The 19,308-nt window shown below is 41.8% G+C and carries 17 protein-coding genes and 1 pseudogene; 13 read left to right on the top strand and 5 right to left on the bottom strand.

Features of this window, described 5'->3' with window-relative positions; genetic code table 11:
* Positions 1-63 precede the first annotated feature (63 nt).
* Complete coding sequence (gene recG / locus ACHUFA_RS08120) at positions 64-2,082, top strand: ATP-dependent DNA helicase RecG (protein ID WP_394405468.1); 2,019 nt, start codon at positions 64-66, stop codon at positions 2,080-2,082.
* A 191-nt stretch (positions 2,083-2,273) separates the two neighbouring features.
* Here the strand turns inward: recG and ACHUFA_RS08125 are convergent, their stop codons facing one another.
* Positions 2,274-3,236, bottom strand: coding sequence for an asparaginase (locus ACHUFA_RS08125; protein ID WP_394405535.1), 963 nt, complete (start codon positions 3,234-3,236; stop codon positions 2,274-2,276).
* Positions 3,237-3,302: 66 nt separating this feature from the next.
* Between ACHUFA_RS08125 and ACHUFA_RS08130 the strand changes: the two are divergent.
* Positions 3,303-4,662, top strand: a pseudogene (locus ACHUFA_RS08130) (Cof-type HAD-IIB family hydrolase).
* A 27-nt stretch (positions 4,663-4,689) separates the two neighbouring features.
* Here the strand turns inward: ACHUFA_RS08130 and ACHUFA_RS08135 are convergent.
* On the bottom strand, positions 4,690-5,142 hold the full coding sequence (locus ACHUFA_RS08135) for a universal stress protein (protein ID WP_222349413.1): 453 nt from the start codon (positions 5,140-5,142) through the stop codon (positions 4,690-4,692).
* 123 nt (positions 5,143-5,265) lie between these two features.
* Here ACHUFA_RS08135 and ACHUFA_RS08140 point away from each other — a divergent pair, with 123 nt between their 5' ends.
* The 6 genes from ACHUFA_RS08140 to gatB all read left to right on the top strand — a co-directional run bounded on the left by ACHUFA_RS08140 (position 5,266) and on the right by gatB (position 11,293).
* Complete coding sequence (locus ACHUFA_RS08140) at positions 5,266-6,480, top strand: pyridoxal phosphate-dependent aminotransferase (RefSeq protein ID WP_222349414.1); 1,215 nt, start codon at positions 5,266-5,268, stop codon at positions 6,478-6,480.
* A 131-nt stretch (positions 6,481-6,611) separates the two neighbouring features.
* Positions 6,612-7,400, top strand: coding sequence for a GTP-sensing pleiotropic transcriptional regulator CodY (codY, locus tag ACHUFA_RS08145; protein WP_222349417.1), 789 nt, complete (start codon positions 6,612-6,614; stop codon positions 7,398-7,400).
* Between the two features lie 6 nt (positions 7,401-7,406).
* On the top strand, positions 7,407-7,958 hold the full coding sequence (locus ACHUFA_RS08150; RefSeq protein ID WP_394405471.1) for a cysteine hydrolase family protein: 552 nt from the start codon (positions 7,407-7,409) through the stop codon (positions 7,956-7,958).
* A 127-nt stretch (positions 7,959-8,085) separates the two neighbouring features.
* Positions 8,086-8,388 (top strand): Asp-tRNA(Asn)/Glu-tRNA(Gln) amidotransferase subunit GatC, encoded by a 303-nt coding sequence (gatC, locus tag ACHUFA_RS08155; RefSeq protein WP_222349422.1) that lies wholly within the window; start codon positions 8,086-8,088, stop codon positions 8,386-8,388.
* On the top strand, positions 8,388-9,854 hold the full coding sequence (gatA, locus tag ACHUFA_RS08160; protein WP_394405473.1) for an Asp-tRNA(Asn)/Glu-tRNA(Gln) amidotransferase subunit GatA: 1,467 nt from the start codon (positions 8,388-8,390) through the stop codon (positions 9,852-9,854). The genes gatC and gatA overlap by 1 nt, the downstream gene beginning before the upstream one ends.
* Complete coding sequence (gene gatB / locus ACHUFA_RS08165; RefSeq protein ID WP_222349427.1) at positions 9,854-11,293, top strand: Asp-tRNA(Asn)/Glu-tRNA(Gln) amidotransferase subunit GatB; 1,440 nt, start codon at positions 9,854-9,856, stop codon at positions 11,291-11,293. The genes gatA and gatB overlap by 1 nt, the downstream gene beginning before the upstream one ends.
* A 146-nt stretch (positions 11,294-11,439) precedes the next feature.
* Here the strand turns inward: gatB and ACHUFA_RS08170 are convergent, their stop codons facing one another.
* The gene (locus ACHUFA_RS08170) at positions 11,440-12,435 is read right to left on the bottom strand and encodes a LacI family DNA-binding transcriptional regulator (protein ID WP_222349429.1); all 996 of its coding nucleotides are present in this window, start codon (positions 12,433-12,435) and stop codon (positions 11,440-11,442) included.
* A gap of 124 nt (positions 12,436-12,559) precedes the next feature.
* On the opposite strand from ACHUFA_RS08170, the gene ACHUFA_RS08175 reads away from it, so the two are divergent.
* Together ACHUFA_RS08175 and galT are read left to right on the top strand one after the other, a co-directional pair.
* Complete coding sequence (locus tag ACHUFA_RS08175) at positions 12,560-13,732, top strand: galactokinase (RefSeq protein WP_222349431.1); 1,173 nt, start codon at positions 12,560-12,562, stop codon at positions 13,730-13,732.
* A 12-nt stretch (positions 13,733-13,744) separates the two neighbouring features.
* The gene (gene galT / locus ACHUFA_RS08180; protein WP_222349434.1) at positions 13,745-15,226 is read left to right on the top strand and encodes a UDP-glucose--hexose-1-phosphate uridylyltransferase; all 1,482 of its coding nucleotides are present in this window, start codon (positions 13,745-13,747) and stop codon (positions 15,224-15,226) included.
* A gap of 44 nt (positions 15,227-15,270) precedes the next feature.
* Here the strand turns inward: galT and pnuC are convergent, their stop codons facing one another.
* Positions 15,271-15,975, bottom strand: a complete 705-nt coding sequence (pnuC, locus tag ACHUFA_RS08185) for a nicotinamide riboside transporter PnuC (protein ID WP_394405476.1) — start codon at positions 15,973-15,975, stop codon at positions 15,271-15,273.
* Positions 15,976-16,099: 124 nt separating this feature from the next.
* A complete protein-coding gene (locus ACHUFA_RS08190) occupies positions 16,100-16,762 on the bottom strand; it encodes a Crp/Fnr family transcriptional regulator (protein WP_394405478.1) in 663 nt (220 codons plus the stop codon).
* A 271-nt stretch (positions 16,763-17,033) separates the two neighbouring features.
* Between ACHUFA_RS08190 and treR the strand changes: the two genes are divergently transcribed.
* The 3 genes from treR to ACHUFA_RS08205 are packed head-to-tail and all read left to right on the top strand — an operon-like array spanning position 17,034 to position 19,307.
* Positions 17,034-17,771 (top strand): trehalose operon repressor, encoded by a 738-nt coding sequence (treR, locus tag ACHUFA_RS08195; protein ID WP_394405480.1) that lies wholly within the window; start codon positions 17,034-17,036, stop codon positions 17,769-17,771.
* Positions 17,755-18,675 carry a DMT family transporter gene (locus ACHUFA_RS08200; RefSeq protein ID WP_394405482.1) on the top strand — a complete coding sequence of 307 codons (921 nt, stop codon included), beginning with the start codon at positions 17,755-17,757 and terminating at the stop codon, positions 18,673-18,675. Before treR ends, ACHUFA_RS08200 begins: the two co-directional genes overlap by 17 nt.
* Positions 18,672-19,307 carry a copper homeostasis protein CutC gene (locus ACHUFA_RS08205; protein WP_394405484.1) on the top strand — a complete coding sequence of 212 codons (636 nt, stop codon included), beginning with the start codon at positions 18,672-18,674 and terminating at the stop codon, positions 19,305-19,307. The genes ACHUFA_RS08200 and ACHUFA_RS08205 overlap by 4 nt, the downstream gene beginning before the upstream one ends.
* Position 19,308: the final 1 nt, after the last annotated feature.

Here is a 19,308-nt window from a genome sequence, read left to right on the forward strand (position 1 = left end):
AATACGACAGCCTTAGGGCTGTTTTTTGTTTTGTAAAAATTAAGAATTTGATATAATACATTTATGAAAAATTTACATGATTCGCTGGGGGTGTTACCTGGGGTAGGACCAAAATCAGTTGAAAAATTTAAGAAAATCGGTCTTGAAACAATTGAAGATGTATTGGTATATTATCCTTTCCGATACGAGGATTTTCAAGAGAAATCTATTTTTGACTTAGCTGATGGTGAAAAAGTATTGCTAACAGGTGAAGTGGTGACACCTGCAAATGTCCAATATTATGGTTATAAACGCAATCGTCTACGGTTTTCGATGAAAAAAGAAGAAGCTGTGCTGGCTGTTTCTTTTTTTAATCAACCTTATTTGGCAGAGAAAGTTGAAGTTGGTTCAACGATTGCCGTTTGGGGTAAATGGGATAAAGCTAAGGCGAGTTTGACAGGAATGAAAATTTTATCTCAAACCACGGATGATTTGCAACCTGTTTATCATGTTTCGCAAGGGATTAGTCAAAAAAATATTGAAAAACTTCTGAAGTCTGCTTTTGACTTGGGCTACCTAGAGTTATTGGTCGAGAATCTTTCGCAAAGTTTATTGGATAAATATGGCTTACTGAATAGGCGTGAGGCGGTTTATGCTATGCATTTTCCTAAGGATTTAGCTGAATATAAGCAGGCTTTGCGCCGTATTAAATTTGAAGAACTTTTTTATTTTCAGTTAAATTTACAGGATGTAAAGTCTACTAATCGTCAAGCAACAGATGGTGTTTTTATTGAGTATAGAAGTGACTTGTTAGAGAATGAAATTCATAACCTTCCTTTTACTTTGACGGCTGCACAAGAGTCTGCTCTGGATGAAATCTTGGCAGATATGAAGTCAACTGCACATATGAATCGTCTGTTGCAAGGAGATGTTGGCTCAGGGAAGACAGTTGTTGCTGGCTTAGCCATGTATGCTGCTTATACAGCAGGTTTTCAGTCTGCTTTAATGGTTCCTACTGAAATTTTAGCGGAACAACATTATGAGTCATTGCAATCTCTGTTTCCAGATTTATCCATTGCTCTGTTGACAGGAGGGATGAAGGCAGCAGTTCGTCGGTCCGCTCTTGCTGCGATTGAATCTGGTCAGGTGGATCTGATTATTGGGACACATGCCTTGATTCAAGAAGGAGTAAATTATCACAATCTTGGTCTGGTTATCACTGATGAGCAGCATCGCTTTGGTGTAAATCAGCGGAGAGGTTTGCGGGAGAAAGGTGAGAATCCAGATGTGCTGATGATGACTGCGACTCCTATTCCTCGTACGCTAGCCATTACGGCTTTCGGGGAAATGGATGTCTCTATCATCAATCAACTTCCTGCGGGGCGCAAGCCCATTGTCACCCGTTGGGTGAAACATGAGCAATTACCAACTGTTTTAGAATGGCTAGATAAGGAAGTGGGACGTGGCGCTCAAGTCTACGTAATATCCCCTCTTATTGAGGAATCCGAAAGTTTGGATTTGAAAAATGCCATTGCTTTGGAAGAAGAATTGGCGGCTTATTTTGCTGGTCGGGCCCAAGTAGCTCTCTTGCATGGAAAAATGAGGATTGATGAGAAGGACTCTATCATTCAAGAGTTTAAGGAGCAGAAAACAGATATTTTGGTATCGACTACAGTTATTGAAGTTGGGGTGAATGTTCCCAATGCGACTGTTATGATGATTATGGATGCAGATCGTTTTGGTTTGAGTCAGCTGCACCAATTGCGTGGTCGTGTTGGTCGTGGACATAAGCAATCTTATGCAATTTTGGTGGCAAATCCTAAGACAGAGTCTGGCAAGCAACGAATGAAAATTATGACGGAGACGACGGATGGCTTTGTTCTTGCTGAGGAGGATTTGAAAATGCGCGGTTCTGGAGAGATTTTTGGAACCAAGCAATCAGGTATTCCAGAATTTAAAGTGGCAAATTTAGTGGAAGACTATGCAATTTTAGAAGAAGCAAGAAAAATGGCAGCTGTAGTCACTTCTGATAAAAACTGGCGTGAACAGCCCGAATGGTCTGTTTTGGTGGAAAATCTTCGTGAGAAGGGAGAATTAGATTAAGATTTCTTTCAAGAAAAATTTCATTTCTCCTTTAAATCTTAGTTCATACATTGGAGTTAATAAGAGAGAGGGCTATTTTATGAAAGTACAATTCAATATCGTTCAAGTTTTGTCGGTTAGTTCTTAAAGAAGAGAATCCTTTTCCTACAAAGGTAGCAGAAAACCAGCCTGTAATTGTGGCTGGTTCTTTTTTATCCTTGGATGTAATCGGCGAGTTGGTCTCCTTTGAGGCCTTCGTTTAGTGCGATTAGGAGCTTGATGCGTGCTTTGGCCGCATTCAATTCTTTGACGAAGAGGACGCCTTTTTCTTGTAATTGAACGCCCCCACCTTGATAGGCGTAGACTGGTTCAGCGATTCCATTGAAACAGCGAGAAACGAGCACGAGAGGAATATTTGCTTCTAAAAAGCGGTCTAGAGAAGGGAGGATGCTAGGTGGGAGATTTCCAGCGCCAAGTGCTTCGAAAACCAGACCAGAGATAGTATGTAGGTCTAGATTATCTAGTAGAAGGCTTTCCATGTCTGTGTAAGCCTTGATAATAGGAACATTTCCTTCAATTTTCTGCAAATCAAAGCGAACACGTGGGTCAGCTGTTTTGAAGTAGAGAATTTCCCGCTTTGTGACGAGTCCTAATGGACCGTGGGTGGGGGTTTGGAAGGTAGAGACATTAGTAGTATGAGTTTTAGTCACGTATTTCGCAGCGTGTATCTCATCATTCATGACGACGAGAACGCCCTTATCAGCGGATTGAGAATCGCTAGCTACACGGAGGGCGTTGAGGTAATTATAAACACCGTCACTGCCAAGTTCATTAGAGGAACGCATGGCACCTGTTAGGACGATGGGTTTTTGAGGAATGGCCATGGTGTCTAGAAAGTAGGCTGTTTCTTCTAAGGTATCGGTACCATGAGTAATAACAAAACCATCAAAGTTGTCTTGTTCAGTCTTGATTTTTTGATAGAGTTTCAACATATGCTGGAGAGTCATATGAGGACTTGGTAGATTGAAAAAGTCAAGAGAGGTTACTTCTAAATGAGATAAGGGACTATCCACTTGGGTCATGGGATTGATTTGACTGGAGGTGACTGCTCCTGACTCATCAGCCTGCATAGAAATTGTACCACCAGTGTGAAGAACAAGGATTTTTTTCATAATTTTTTCAGTTTCTTTCAAAATATGCTATACTAATTGTATCATACATGAAGGAAGAAGGTGATTTGATTGGCAATAAAAGCAGTATTTTTTGATATTGATGGAACCTTGCTGACAGATCACCGGGTTGTTCATCAGACGACAATTGAAGCTATTAATCAGTTGAAAAAACAGGGGATTTTGGTAGGTTTGGCAACTGGACGTGATCCTCGTTTTGTCTTGAAATATATGGCTTCTTTAGGATTGGATTTTGTGGTAGCCTATAATGGTCAGTATATTTTTTCTCGTGACGGCATTATTTTTACGAAGGAACTACAGGTTTCGGATATGGAAGCTGTTATCGACTATGCTCAACGTCATAAACAGGATATTGCATTTGGTACGGCGACTGGCTTTGTTGGAAGCAGTATCATGAATATGGGGATGGGCGACTTGTCTTATCGGATTACGCGCTTTGTTCCCTCCTGGTTGACGAGTACGATTAATCTGATTTTGAACCGTTGGGTACGAAAATTATCACCACAAAAGTCGGCAGATTTACGGGCTCTGTTGCAACAACCAATCTATCAGATGGTGGTTTTGGCAACAGAATTTGAAACTAAGAAAATGCAGCAACAATTTCCACAGTTGGAATTTACTAGGTCTAGTAAGTATGCTGCAGATGTGATTAGTAAGTATTCGTCTAAATTAGCTGGAATTGCCCGAGTTGGCGACTTGTATGGCTTTCACTTATCAGAAGTAATGGCCTTTGGGGATGCCAACAATGATATTGAAATGTTACAAGGAGTTGGTTTTTCGGTGGCTATGGGAAATGCATCGCGCAAGGTCAAATTGGCTGCTACCTATGTGACAGATAGCAATAACCGTAATGGGATTTTTCAGGCTTTAGAGGCGGCAGGTTTGGTCAGTGAGGATGGATATGTTTCAGAGTAAGGACGAAAATTTTAATAAGGTCAAGGCTTTCCATGCAGTTATGGATGGGCAAACACAAGAAGTAGCGCAAGCTTTTGAGAGTCAGACCGCGGCTCATCGGGCTGATTTTAAAGTAGAAGAAATTGTTGAATTTTTACGATCTAGTGTAGCTAGTGAGGATGCTTTCGATGAAGCTGTTGTTAATTTGCATGAGGCTTTGGACAAGGCGGCAGACAAGGTTCGTTCTAAAACGGAAGCCAGCAATTCCTTGGTAGGACAGGTGGATGCCTTGATTGATATTCTTTACTTTACTTATGGATCTTTTGCTTTAATGGGCGTAGATCCACAGCCTATTTTTGAGATTGTCCATGCAGCAAATATGGGAAAAATATTTCCAGATGGACGAGCGCATTTTGATCCAATCACTCATAAAATATTGAAACCTGCTGATTGGGAAGAAAAATTCGCTCCCGAACCTGCTATTCAAGCTGAGTTAGAAAATCAACGTCAGAGATAAGAAAAAGCCTGAATTTCAGGCTTTTATTTATAGACTTTTGTCACCGTCACGGACAATGAGAATATCGATGTTAGCATGGCGCATAATGTACTCGGATGAAGATCCTATGAGAATGCGTTCGAAGGCATTGAGCCCAGTTGCTCCAAGCAACATTAAATCTGCACCGGTTTGTTGAGGAATGTCTTCCGCTAACAAAACTTTTGGGTTACCAAATTCAATGACGATTGTAACGTCTTCAACACCAGCTTCTTTAGCAGTTGTCTGGTATTCAGCCAAGAGCTCTTTTGCTTCAGCTTCCAGCGTTTCATAAACAGAAGCGTCAAAGGCTGCGACATTGTGAAGGGCTCGTGTGTCAATGACATGAGCAATGACAAGGCGAGCTTGGTTACGTTTGGCGACATGAATGGCTTTATGAAGGGCAAGTTCTGCGCCCACAGATCCATCAACGGCTACTAAAATAGTGTGATAAGATTGGGTCATAAGTCTTCACTCCTTTCTCGATACTTATATTGTATGCCTTTTCAATGAAAAAGTAAACTCTTTCTTGTTATTTTCTGATAATTAGGCTAAAATAATAGCAATAGAAAGTCGAGGTAATTCTCCATGAGAGAAATCAATAAATCAATGAAATTGGAAGATGTGGCCTACGATATTCGTGGTCCAGTATTGGATGAAGCTAATCGTATGCGTGCTAATGGTGAAAAAATTCTACGCTTGAATACAGGCAATCCTGCGGAATTTGGTTTCACAGCACCAGATGAGGTGATTCGTGATTTGATTACCAACGCACGTAATAGTGAGGGATATTCAGATTCTAAAGGTATTTTTTCAGCTCGTAAGGCGATTATGCAGTATTGCCAACTAAAAGGTTTTCCAAATGTAGATGTAGAAGATATCTACATTGGAAATGGAGTGTCGGAATTAATTTCCATGTCCATGCAGGCTCTGTTGGATAATGGAGATGAGGTTTTGGTGCCAATGCCAGACTACCCACTTTGGACAGCTTGTATCAGCCTTGGTGGTGGGCATGCTGTGCATTATCTCTGTGACGAAGGCGCAAACTGGTATCCAGATATTGAGGATATTAAGTCAAAAATTACTTCAAATACCAAGGCCATTGTCATTATCAATCCAAACAATCCGACAGGAGCTTTGTATCCAAAAGAAATCTTGGAAGAAATCGTGGAGATTGCTCGCCAGCATGATTTGATTATCTTTGCCGATGAAATTTATGACCGTTTGGTCATGGATGGTGGTGAGCACATCGCCATCGCTAGCTTGGCACCAGATGTTTTCTGTGTATCTATGAATGGCTTGTCAAAATCTCATCGTGTTGCTGGTTTCCGCGTAGGCTGGATGGTCCTATCAGGTCCTAAAAAACATGTTCAAGGCTATATTGAAGGACTTAACATGCTTTCTAATATGCGCTTGTGTTCGAATGTTTTATCTCAGCATATTGTTCAAACTTCTCTAGGCGGAGTCCAGTCAATTGATAAGTTACTTCTACCAGGTGGTCGGATTTATGAGCAACGTAATTTTATCTATGAGGCTATTAATAATATTCCAGGTTTGTCAGCAGTGAAACCCCAAGCTGGTTTGTATATTTTCCCAAAAATTGATCGAAATATGTATGCAATTGATGATGATGAGCAGTTTGTATTGAATTTCCTCAAACAAGAGAAAATTATGTTGGTCCATGGTCGTGGATTTAACTGGAAGGACCCAGATCACTTCCGTATTGTCTATCTTCCACGAGTCGAAGAATTATCAGAAGTTCAAGAAAAAATGACCCGTTTCTTGAAGCAATATCGTCGTTAAAAACCACTCTCCTTTAGGAGGTTTTTTTGAATTGTCCGTATAAATAAAACAATACTTAATTTTCTGATAATTGTTGAAATTCAGCTTTTTTTCTGTTATACTGGAATCAATTATAGTATAACGAGGAAATTATGGTTACATTACTTGAAAAAACACGCAACATTACCTCTATTTTGAAGCGTTCAGAGGAAAAATTAGCAGAGGAATTGCCATACAATGCTATTGCGAGCCAGTTGGCTGAGATCATTGACTGTAATTCTTGCATTGTGAATTCGGCTGGTTTGATTTTGGGCTACAGTCTGAAGTACGAATTTAACAATGATCGAACGGAGTCTTATTTCCAAAACAAGCATTTTCCAGAGGAATTTGTAAATGCAGCAGCAGCGGTTTATGATACAGAGGCTAACCTGCCTATTGAAAGTGATTTGACAGCCTTTCCGATTGAGGCGCGTGAAATTTATCCAAATAGTGTGACGACCTTGGCGCCTATTCATGTGACGGGGATTCGTTTTGGTTCACTTTTGATTTGGCGCAATGATGGTAAATTCAGCGATGATGACTTGATTTTGGTGGAGATTGCGGCTACCGTGGTGGGGATTCAGCTTTTGAACTTCCAACGGGAAGAGGATGAAAAAAATATCCGTCGTCGTGCAGCTGTAAATATGGCAGTTAACACACTTTCTTACTCTGAAATGAAGGCTGTATCAGCGATTTTGGGTGAGTTGAATGGCAACGAAGGTCAGTTGACAGCCTCTGTTATTGCAGACCGTATCGGGATTACACGTTCCGTTATTGTGAATGCACTTCGCAAACTTGAGAGTGCGGGTATTATTGAAAGTCGTTCGTTGGGGATGAAAGGGACTTACTTGAAAGTCTTGATTCCAGCTATTTTTGATGAGATTAAGAAGCGAGATTATTAAAAAATCATGACAAAAGCACTGATTTCAATTGACTATACCTATGACTTTGTGGCAGATGATGGGAAATTGACGGCAGGAGCGCCTGCTCAAGCAATTTCTCAAAGGATTGCTCAGGTAACAAGAGAGGCATTTGAGCGAGGAGACTATGTTTTCTTTGCTATTGATGGCCATGATGAGGGAGATCGATTTCATCCAGAGACTGATCTCTTTCCGCCCCATAATCTTATGGGAACTAGTGGACGTGATTTGTATGGAAATTTGGCTGAATTTTACTCAGAAAATAAGGACAATGAAAAAGTTTTCTGGTTGGACAAGCGTCATTATTCAGCATTTTCAGGGACAGACTTGGATATTCGATTGCGTGAGAGACGGGTAGATACACTTATTTTGACAGGTGTTTTAACGGATATCTGTGTTCTTCATACAGCTATTGATGCCTATAATTTGGGCTACCAAATTGAGGTTATTGCATCTGCAACAGCTAGTTTGACAGACGAAAATCATCAGTGGGCTCTTGGGCATTTCCAACATGTTTTGGGAGCAAAAATAATAGATTAGAATGGCTTGGTGACAAGTCATTTTTCTTATCCTCCTAGCATGCAGAAGGTCAATTTTAAGGACTTTTGTGGTATAATAGCTAAGACTGTATATGTAAGTCTTTGAATGAAAAATCAAGGAGAAATCAATGAAAATTTCTGAAGAAGAAGTTCGCCATGTGGCGAATTTATCAAAATTAGCATTTTCAGATCAGGAAACGACTGAATTTGCAACGACCTTGTCAAAAATTGTTGATATGGTGGAATTGCTCAATGAAGTAGATACGACTGGTGTGCCGGTCACTTCAACCATGGCAGATCGCAAAACGGTCATGCGTGAAGATGTGTCAGAAGCGGGAACTGACCGCGATGATCTTTTCAAAAATGTTCCTGAGAAGGAAAATAACTTTATCAAGGTGCCAGCTATCTTGGATGACGGAGGAGATGCCTAATGTCTTTGAATCATAAAACTATTGAAGAATTGCACCAACTTTTGGTGTCTAAGGAAATCTCTGCTGAGGAGTTGACTCAATCAACTTTGGAGGATATCAAGTCGCGTGAAGAAGCAGTGGGTTCATTTATCACTGTTTCGGATGAAGCTGCGCTAGCTCAAGCGCGTGCTCTCGATGAAAAAGGGATTGATGCGGACAATGTCTTATCAGGTATTCCTTTGGCGGTTAAGGATAACATTTCGACAAAGGGAATTTTGACAACAGCTGCTTCAAAAATGCTTTACAATTATGAGCCGATTTTTGACGCGACTGCAGTTGCTAATGCTTATGATAAGGGAATGATTGTCATCGGGAAGACCAACATGGATGAATTTGCTATGGGTGGTTCAACCGAAACATCTTACTTTAAGAAAACTAAAAATGCTTGGGACCACAGCAAGGTTCCTGGTGGCTCATCAGGTGGTTCTGCAACAGCCGTTTCTTCTGGTCAAGTGCGTTTATCACTCGGTTCTGATACGGGTGGTTCGATTCGTCAACCAGCAGCCTTTAACGGGATTGTTGGCTTGAAACCTACATATGGTGCGGTTTCACGTTTTGGCTTGATTGCCTTTGGTTCATCTTTAGACCAAATTGGACCATTCTCACAAACCGTTAAAGAAAATGCCCTCTTGCTCAATGCCATTGCCAGCAAAGATGTCAAAGATTCAACATCTGCGCCAGTTGAAATTGCTGATTATACGTCAAAAATTGGTCAAGATATCAAAGGGATGAAAATTGCCTTGCCAAAAGAATATTTGGGTGAGGGAATTGATCCAAAAATCAAGGAAAACATTCTTGAAGCAGCTAAGCACTTTGAAAAATTAGGTGCCATTGTGGAAGAAGTTAGCCTACCACATAGCAAGTACGGGGTAGCTGTTTACTATATCATCGCTTCATCTGAAGCTTCTTCAAACTTGCAACGTTTTGACGGCATTCGCTATGGTTTCCGTGCAGAGGATGCTAAGAGTCTTGAGGAAATTTACGTCAACACACGGAGCCAAGGTTTTGGTGAGGAAGTGAAACGCCGTATCATGTTAGGAACCTTTAGTTTGTCATCTGGTTACTATGATGCTTACTTCAAGAAGGCTGGTCAGGTGCGGACCTTGATTATTCAAGATTTTGAAAAAGTCTTTGCAGATTATGACTTGATTTTGGGACCAACTGCTCCAACGGTTGCCTTTGATTTGGATGGTATGAGCCATGATCCAGTTGCTATGTACTTGGCAGACTTGTTGACGATTCCAGTTAACTTGGCGGGACTTCCTGGTATTTCTCTCCCTTCTGGATTTGTAGATGGTTTACCAGTTGGCTTGCAGTTGATTGGTCCAAAATATTCAGAAGAGACGATTTACCAAGTAGCTAGCGCTTTTGAAGCAACGACTGACTATCATAAACAACAGCCTGTTATCTTTGGAGGTGCCAACTAATGAACTTTGAAACCATTATTGGACTTGAAGTCCACGTTGAATTGAACACTAATTCTAAGATTTTTTCACCGACTCCAGCTCACTTTAGTGACAATCCAAATGCCAATACTAACGTGATTGACTGGTCTTTCCCAGGTGTTCTTCCAGTTATGAACAAGGGAGTTATCGATGCGGGAATCAAGGCTGCGCTAGCTTTAAACATGGACATCCACCAACACCTGCACTTTGACCGTAAAAACTATTTCTACCCTGATAATCCAAAAGCCTACCAAATTTCACAATTTGATGAGCCGATTGGTTACAATGGTTGGATTGAAGTGGAATTGGAAGACGGTTCAACTAAGAAAATTCGTATCGAACGTGCCCACTTGGAAGAAGATGCTGGTAAAAATACCCACGGTACAGACGGTTATTCATACGTTGACCTTAACCGCCAAGGTGTGCCATTGATTGAAATTGTATCTGAAGCGGACATGCGCTCACCAGAGGAAGCTTATGCCTATCTGACTGCCCTCAAGGAAATCATCCAATACACCGGCATTTCTGATGTGAAGATGGAAGAAGGTTCCATGCGGGTGGATGCCAATATTTCTCTTCGTCCTTATGGTCAGGAAAAATTTGGTGTCAAAACTGAGTTGAAAAACTTGAATTCCTTCAGCAATGTGCGCAAAGGTTTAGAATTTGAAGTGGAACGTCAGGCAAAAATCTTGCGTTCTGGAGGTCAAATTCGTCAGGAAACTCGTCGTTACGATGAGGCCAACAAGGGTACAATCCTTATGCGTGTTAAAGAGGGTGCGGCGGATTACCGTTATTTCCCAGAACCAGACCTCCCATTGTTTGAGATTTCAGATAGCTGGATTGAGGAAATGCGAGCAGATTTGCCAGAGTTTCCGAAAGCTCGTCGTGCGCGCTATATGTCAGAATTGGGCTTGTCAGCCTATGATGCAGGTCAGTTGACGGCAACCAAGGTTCAGTCCGACTTCTTCGAGCAAGCTGTTGCTCTGGGTGGTGATGCTAAGCAAGTTTCCAACTGGTTGCAGGGGGAAGTAGCTCAGTACCTCAATGCGGAAGCGACTAGCCTAGACAAGATTGCTTTGACACCAGAAAACTTGGTGGAAATGATTGCTATCATTGCAGACGGAACGATTTCATCAAAAATTGCTAAGAAAGTCTTTGTTCATTTGGCGAAAAATGGTGGTTCTGCACGTGAGTATGTGGAAAAAGCAGGCTTGGTACAAATCTCCGATCCAGCTATCCTCGTGCCAATTATTCATCAAGTTTTTGCGGATAATGAAGTTGCTGTTGCTGACTTCAAGTCTGGTAAACGTAATGCAGACAAGGCCTTCACTGGTTTCTTGATGAAAGCTACGAAAGGTCAAGCCAACCCACAAGTTGCTCAACAATTGTTAGTACAGGAATTGGCGAAATTGTTGGATTGATAGCATACACAAAAAGGCTGGAACAAAAGTTTCCAACCTCTCAAAAAATTAGTAGAGCTGTTTAAGGCAGTAGTTGACTGGTCGTTCAAAGCCTTTTCAGAACAGTACCTAATCAACCTTGCAGGAGCGGGACAAAATCGTTATTTCTATATACTCGAGCCACGCAAAGTGAGCTTGGTGCCTAGTTGAATCATGCGGGGAATTTGTGGGGTATCTGCGGATAGGATTTGGTCAAGGGTTGTGAGAGCAGTAGCTCCCATTTCTTCCGTAAAGACCGTTACGCAGGATAGGGCGGGATAGACTTGCTTGGCGACGGCTGTGTCATTAAAAGCGATGAGGCTCATTTTTTCAGGAACGGGGATAGAAGTTTCTTGTAGGGCACGAAGGGCGCCAATAGCCATGGCATCGCTGGCGATGAAGAAGGCTTGAGGGAGTTGACCGGTTTCAATAGCTGACTTCATGAGTTGGTAACCACTATCGCTCGTAAACTGTCCGACGTAGACATGCTGAGGTTGATAAAGTTTTTTAGTTGTCAGGTAGGATTTAAAGGTTTCAAAACGTGGGTCAATCAGTGCCTGGGATTTATCCTCTGTCCATTCTTGTCCGACGAGCATGCCGATTTCAGTCAAGTTTTTTTGGATAAAATGGTCCAAAACGGAGCGTGTTGCGTGGTAGAAATCAGTCGTTACACAACTATGTCCAAATTGCAGGCTGTCGCTATCCACAAAGACCAGATTTGGCGTGATATTTTCAAAGGTTGTGATTTGACTAGGGCTGTATTTTCCAATAAGAATTATACCATCTACGCCTTGGGCATTACTGAGTGGATGGTCATGGAAAATCCGTACCAAATCGTATCCCAATTCCAAAGCTCGTCGTTCAATACCCAAACGGATGGAGTAATAGTAGAGATCGTTCAGTTCTTCGTGTTGGGTGTACCATTGGATAATGGCAATCTTCTTGCGGTTGGGGTAGGCAAGAAGATTTTTCTTATGTTTGGTGTAGCCTAGTTGGTCAGCAATCTGGAAAATTCTTTCTCTTGTTTGGGCGCTGACGGACATATTTTCATCTTTATTGAGCACGCGCGAAACGGTTGCAATTGACACACCGGCTTGCGCAGCGATTTCTTTTATAGTAGCCATTTATTGTTCCTTTTGCTTTGATAAAACTAGTATAACATATTTAGTAAAACTTTAGTAAAAACATTGACAAGAATAGTAAAAGAAATTAAAATAAAATAAAAACGGTTACAAAAAGGAGAAGGTCATGAACACAACAGAACTAAATCAAGCTTTTCAAGATATTTTTGGTGCTCAAGCAGATGCAACATTTTTCTCGCCAGGTCGTATTAATCTGATTGGTGAGCATACCGACTACAATGGCGGGCATGTTTTTCCAGCTGCGATCACGCTAGGGACTTATGGTGCGGCCCGTAAGCGTGACGATCGTACTCTTCGCTTTTATTCTGGAAATTTTGAAGAGGTTGGTGTAATAGAAGTTTCCTTGGATAACCTAGTGTACAAAAAAGAGGATAATTGGACCAACTATGCAAAGGGTGTGTTGAAATTCTTGCAAGAGGCAGGTCATATCATCGATAGCGGTATGGATGTCTATGTGTTTGGGAATATTCCAAATGGTTCTGGCTTGTCGTCATCAGCTTCTCTGGAACTCTTGATTGGGATCATTGCTGAGGAGTTGTTTGACTTGAAATTGGCTCGTTTGGATTTGGTTAAAATTGGTAAACAAACAGAAAATCAGTTTATTGGTGTTAACTCAGGTATTATGGACCAGTTTGCGATTGGTATGGGAGCTGATAAACAGGCTATTTATTTGGATACCAATAGTCTTGAATATGAATTGGTACCGCTGGACTTAGGGGACAATGTCATTGTCATCATGAATACCAACAAGCGCCGCGAATTGGCTGATTCCAAGTATAATGAACGCCGTGCTGAATGTGAAACAGCAGTTGCAGAACTCAATGCGGTTCTGGATATTCAGACCTTGGGTGAATTGGATGCGCAAGTCTTTGACGAATACAGCTACCTTATCAAGGATGAAAATCGTCTCAAACGTGCTCGTCACGCTGTTCTTGAAAATCAACGTACCTTGCAAGCCAAGGCAGCCTTGGTGGCAGGAGAATTGGAGAAATTTGGTCGTTTGGTCAATGCTTCTCATGTTTCCTTGGAACATGACTATGAAGTGACTGGCTTGGAATTGGATACCCTAGCTCACGCTGCTTGGGAACAAGAAGGAGTGCTGGGAGCTCGCATGACAGGAGCTGGTTTTGGCGGCTGTGGTATTGCCATTGTTGCCAAGAATAAAGTAGAGCACTTCATTGAAAATGTTGGAGCGACTTATGAGCAAGTTGTGGGCTATGCACCAAGTTTCTACATGGCTGAAATTGCAGCGGGCTCACGTGTACTTTCACGTAATTAGTTAGGAAATCAGATGACAAATACACTTATTGGGAAATTTATTGACCAAGTTATTGCCAGTAGTAGCTATGAAAAGTTAGATAGGATTTATCTAAAAAATCGTGTCATGGCTTTAGTTGGCGAAGAAGGGGTGGACGACGAAACTCAGGCAGAGAATCTCATTGACCTCAAGGATCAACTGGTGGAGTTGGCTGTGAAGAATGGTCTTTCTGGGGATTTACTAGAAGAACAGGATATAGTGGGTGCCCAGCTTATGGACTTTGTGACGCCTGCACCTAGCGCAGTTAACAATCAGTTTTGGGCCACCTATCAGGAAAATCCTGAGCAGGCGATTGCAGATTTTTATGCTCTCAGCAAGCGCAATGACTACGTCAAGATCAAAGCTATTGAGCGTAATATCTATTTCCCAGCGGAGACGGAATATGGTCAATTGGAGATTACCATTAATCTTTCTAAGCCAGAAAAAGATCCCAAAGTGATTGCAGCGGCCAAACTAGCTAAGTCATCTAGCTATCCTGCTTGTCAGCTTTGCATGGAAAATGAAGGCTATCAAGGTCGGATTAATCACCCTGCGCGTGCTAATCACCGTGTCATTCGCTACCAAATGGAAGGGCAGACTTGGGGCTTCCAGTATTCACCCTATGCTTATTTCAATGAGCACTGCATCTTTTTCTACGGTCAACATGAGCCTATGCAGATAAGCCCTTTGACTTTCCAACGTCTCTTGGATATCGTTGAGCAATTCCCTGGTTATTTTGCGGGTTCCAATGCGGACCTTCCGATTGTCGGTGGCTCTATTTTGACCCACGAGCATTATCAAGGTGGTCGTCATACCTTTGCTATGGAAAAAGCCGAGCTGGATTGTCAGTTTACTTTTGATGGATTTGAACAAGTGCAGGCAGGGATTGTCAAATGGCCGATGTCCGTGCTACGCTTGATCAGTCAGAGTAAGGAAGATTTGCTAGCCTTATCAGAAAAAATTCTTGCAGCTTGGCGTGGCTATTCAGACCCAGAAGTCTGTGTTTTGGCAGAGTCTAACGGTCAACCGCATCATACCATTACACCAATCGCGCGTCGCAAGGGAGACTTGTTTGAGCTGGACTTGGTGTTACGTGATAACCAGACCTCGGAAGAATTTCCAGATGGTATCTATCATCCTCACCAAGATGTTCAGCATATCAAGAAAGAAAATATCGGCTTGATTGAAGTCATGGGTCTGGCTATCTTACCTCCTCGTCTTAAGAATGAATTGGCTGTGGTAGAAGATTACCTGCTGGGAAAGGTTGAAGCTGTCGCTGATTACCATCAAGAATGGGCAGATCAATTGAAAACGGCTCATCCAGACGTCACTGCAGAAAATGTGACCAGCATTGTCCAGACAGCTATCGGCCAGGTTTTCAGTCGTGTGCTAGAGGATGCAGGTGTTTACAAACGGACACCGCAAGGTCAAGCAGCCTTCATGCGCTTTGTTGAAAGTGTTGGCTTGGCTAGATAGATTTGGCTAGATAGATAAAAAGAAAGCGACACTCCGTCGCTTTCTTAATTTTCTTGGGACCAGACCTTGCTGGCATAGATAGAGTTGAAGAGGAGGGCAAATTGCAAGGCAACTTGAGATAGGTTGGCACCAAGGTTACCAATATCCGTTTGCCCTGTCATAAATTGGACAGTTAGGATTACCCAGTAAAGAACATTGGTGATATTGACGATAATCCAGAGACTCCAATTTTCCTTAAACTTAAAGATATAAAGGGTTTGGGCAATAAGGCTGACGACGAGATTGATGGAGTCAAAGTAAGGCAATTGTCCATGGAGCATGGAAAGGACCAGCCAGCCCACTAACCAAGCGAAAAAGGCACCGGCGAAAACTTGGTTACGCTGCTTGGAAGTAAAGGAACGAATGGCTTCATCCTTGCCCCACATGAACCAACCGATGGGTTGAGAAATCACATAGATGATATCCATGGCAAAGGAGCCATAAGCCTTAGAAATAAAGGCGATGTAGGTCATAGCTAGGCATTGGATAATCCCGAAAAGGAAGGTGATTTTGCGCCCCTTCATACCGTATACCAAGCAAAGTACACCTGTAATCCCAGATACCATCCCAATCAGGCTATCTGGTGCAATCAAATAGGCAATGATTTGTAACAGAATCAAAATCGAAACGTAGAGGATTTCAAATTGTTTCCAATCAGAAAATAATTCACGACGGATCCAAGACGGGCTAGAAGTATTGTTCATAGTCATTACAAAATAAAGTTCCTTTCCCTCTATTATACCCGAATTAGACTGCAAATGTCAGCTAAATTTTCATAAAGTTATAAGACTTTTTTCGTGAAAATAAAAAGACTAGAAGAGTATTTTCCAGTCCTTACTCCTCCCCGTAGAATTGCAGGGATTTTGGATTCTTTATCAAAACTGTAGAATGATGAATGTCTATGATTTGCTGGTTGACCAGGTCGGATAGGATACGATTAACATGGCGGGTGGACATAGCAACGGCGCGATGAACATCCTGCTTATTGACGATAATGTCTCTTTTGTAACAGGCCAATAAGAAGCGAGCAATCTGCTCTTTGGCATTGTGCAGAGTCAGGTAACTAGCTTGGTTGGCTAGATTGTAAATTTGTTGGCACTGGTCTTTTAGCAAGTGGTGAGTAAAAGAATGGTCCATTTGAATCCATTCTAAGAAGGTTTGATTGGACATTTTTAGAAGCTGACAAGGGGTTCTGTTAATGACTGAGGCAGAATAGGGTTTCTGCAAAATGGCTTCTTGTTCACCAATCAAGGCCCCGGCTTGATCGTAATAGACCAAAATCATGGTACGATTATTACTTTCCTGAATCGAAATTTCGCATTCTCCACTTACTAAAATATAGACAGAATCGTGAAATTCTTGTCGTGGGAGATGAAAATCTCCAGCCTTTTCATACTGAACGATGTCCATTGCTTGGAGAATTTTCAAAGGGCAACTGGCCAGTAATGCTGCTACATTTGGTGTATCTTGAATGATTTTTCTTAGGTCATTCATCATTTCTACCTCCTTCATTATAAGATTTGTCTGTAAAAAAGTGTTAGGACATTGGTCTGTAAAAATATAAAAAATTATGAATTAATCACGTGTCATATAAGAAAAATTAGGACATTTGTCCTTTCCTATTATAAACTAAGATGTTAATTATAGGAAGTGGCAGAAAAAGTATACAAAAAGAAAGTCATTGTTCGGAAAGTCAAGAGAAATTACTTTCTAGGATTGAAATTTTGTTATAATAGACTTTGGAAATAAAGAATAGTTAGAAGAAAAAATGAGAAAATATCAAGAAATTTTCAATGATTTGAAAGAAAAAATTACCCAGCATGTCTATCCAGTCAACAGTCATTTGCCGACGGAAGAACGCTTGCAGGAAGAGTATCAAGCTAGTAGGGCAACTGTTCGTAAATCGCTTCAGATGTTGACGGAGCAGGGCTTTATTCGCCGTAAACAAGGGCATGGGACAATTGTCATCCAGAGTGAGCAACTAAACTTTCCTTTGTCAGGCTTAAATAGCTACCGTGAGGTCAGCACCAGTATGAACCTCAATGTGCATACGAAAATGTTGTCTTTAGAGAGGATTAAGGTTACACCGTCTCTTGCGAAGCGATCAGGTTTTCGTACGGGGCAGGAAGTCTGGAAAATCATTCGTCTGCGTTATTTGGAAGGAAAACCTGCCATTGTGGACACGGATTATTTTCGGACAGACTTGGTGCTGGATATTAAGCAGGAAGCCATAGAAGATTCTATCTATGCTTATGTGGAGGATGAGCTAGGACTGACCATCTCTTATGCTCGTAAAGAAATTACGGTAGAACATACAAGTTTGCAAGAAAAGGTTTGGTTGGAGACTAGAGATGAGAGTTTGATCTTAATCAAATCCGAGGTTTTCTTGGAAGATGGTCCTCAATTTCAATATACAGAAAGTCGGCATAAACTCGATAAGTTCAAGTTTATTGACTATGCTCGTCGGAAAAAACTAAAGAGGGAAACGTATGAAGGAGACGACTAAGGGAACGATTTATACTCTGATTGCGGGAACTGCCTGGGGAATTTCTGGTGTAAGTGGTCAGGTTTTGATTGCCAATGGCATTAGTGTTATGCAAATCACTAGTCTTCGGCTTCTTATTTCAGGAGTGTTCTTGCTGGCGATGGCTCGGTTGAGAACACCAGATACCTTAGCTAAGGTAGCGCACGAGAAGAAGTCTCTTTTGATGATTTTTCTATTTGGGATGCTAGGGCTTGCGCTCAATCAGGTGGCCTATCTGGTCGCAATCCAGCATACGAATGCGGGAACGGCAACGGTTTTGCAATATTTGTGCCCAGTCTTGGTCTTGGGCTATGCTTGCTTGCGGAATCGACAGGCTCCCACACTTGTTGAAGTGTTCTCAATCCTCCTTGCTATCAGTGGTACAGTCTTCATTGCAACTCATGGACAGTTAACCAGTCTAGCAGTTACTCCGCTTGGGCTCTTCTGGGGTCTATTCTCAGCGGTGACCTATGCTATTTACATTATTTTTCCGATTCGACTCATTCGTGAATTTGGTAGCTTGACTGTTATGGGGCTCGGAATGTTATCTGGTGGTCTGGTGATCACTCTTGGATTTCAGACTTGGCGCTACGCTCTGCCCTTGACAACTACAAATCTACTTGGGTTGCTTGGCATTGTTGGTATTGGAACCATCTTTGCCTATACATTCTTCTTAGAAGGTGTCAGTAAGGTTGGTTCGGTAAAAGGAAGTTTGCTGGCTTCTATTGAACCAGTGGCCTCCGTTTTTTTCTCAGTTTTGTTAGTTCACGAAGTTTTTTACTCAATGGACTTATTGGGGATGGTGTTGATTTTATTAGCGGTCATGAGCATTTCAGCAAAAGATCTGCTGTTACAAAAGAAACAGGCTAAGGGTGAAAAAGGATGATTCGAGAATTTTGTGCAGAAAATCATACACACGTAGCAGAAGCCATTTCAGCAGGTGTTAATCGGATTGAACTGTGCGATAATTTGGCTGTTGGAGGGACGACCCCTAGTCCAGGTGTGATAAGGTACATTTGTCAGTTAGCAGGGCAGTCTCAGGTGCCTGTCATGACGATGATTCGACCAAGAGGTGGCCATTTTGTTTACACCGCTGATGAAATCCAGATGATGTTAGAAGATATTGCCATGGCGCGTGAATGTGGAACCACTGGCTTGGTATTTGGAGCCTTGACGGCAGAAAATCACTTGGATAAGCAGACAATGGAAATCTTACTTGAAGCCTGTGAGGGATTAGAGGTAACCTTCCATATGGCTTTTGATACAATTCCTCCTGCCGAACAGTTTGAGGTTATCGATTGGCTGAGTGAGCAAGGTGTAAGGCGTATATTGACTCATGGCGGTGTAGAAGGGACAAGTATTGAAGACAATATCGCTTGCTTACAGAATTTAGTTCAGTATGCGTCTGGAAAACTCACGATATTAATTGGTGGGGGCGTTACTTGGGAAAATGCTCAAGATATTGTAGATAAGACAGGCACAACTGAGGTGCATGGGACGCGTATCTATCCATCATAAA

Source organism: Streptococcus hepaticus (assembly GCF_043656315.1).
In the GTDB taxonomy this organism is placed as follows: domain Bacteria; phylum Bacillota; class Bacilli; order Lactobacillales; family Streptococcaceae; genus Streptococcus; species Streptococcus hepaticus.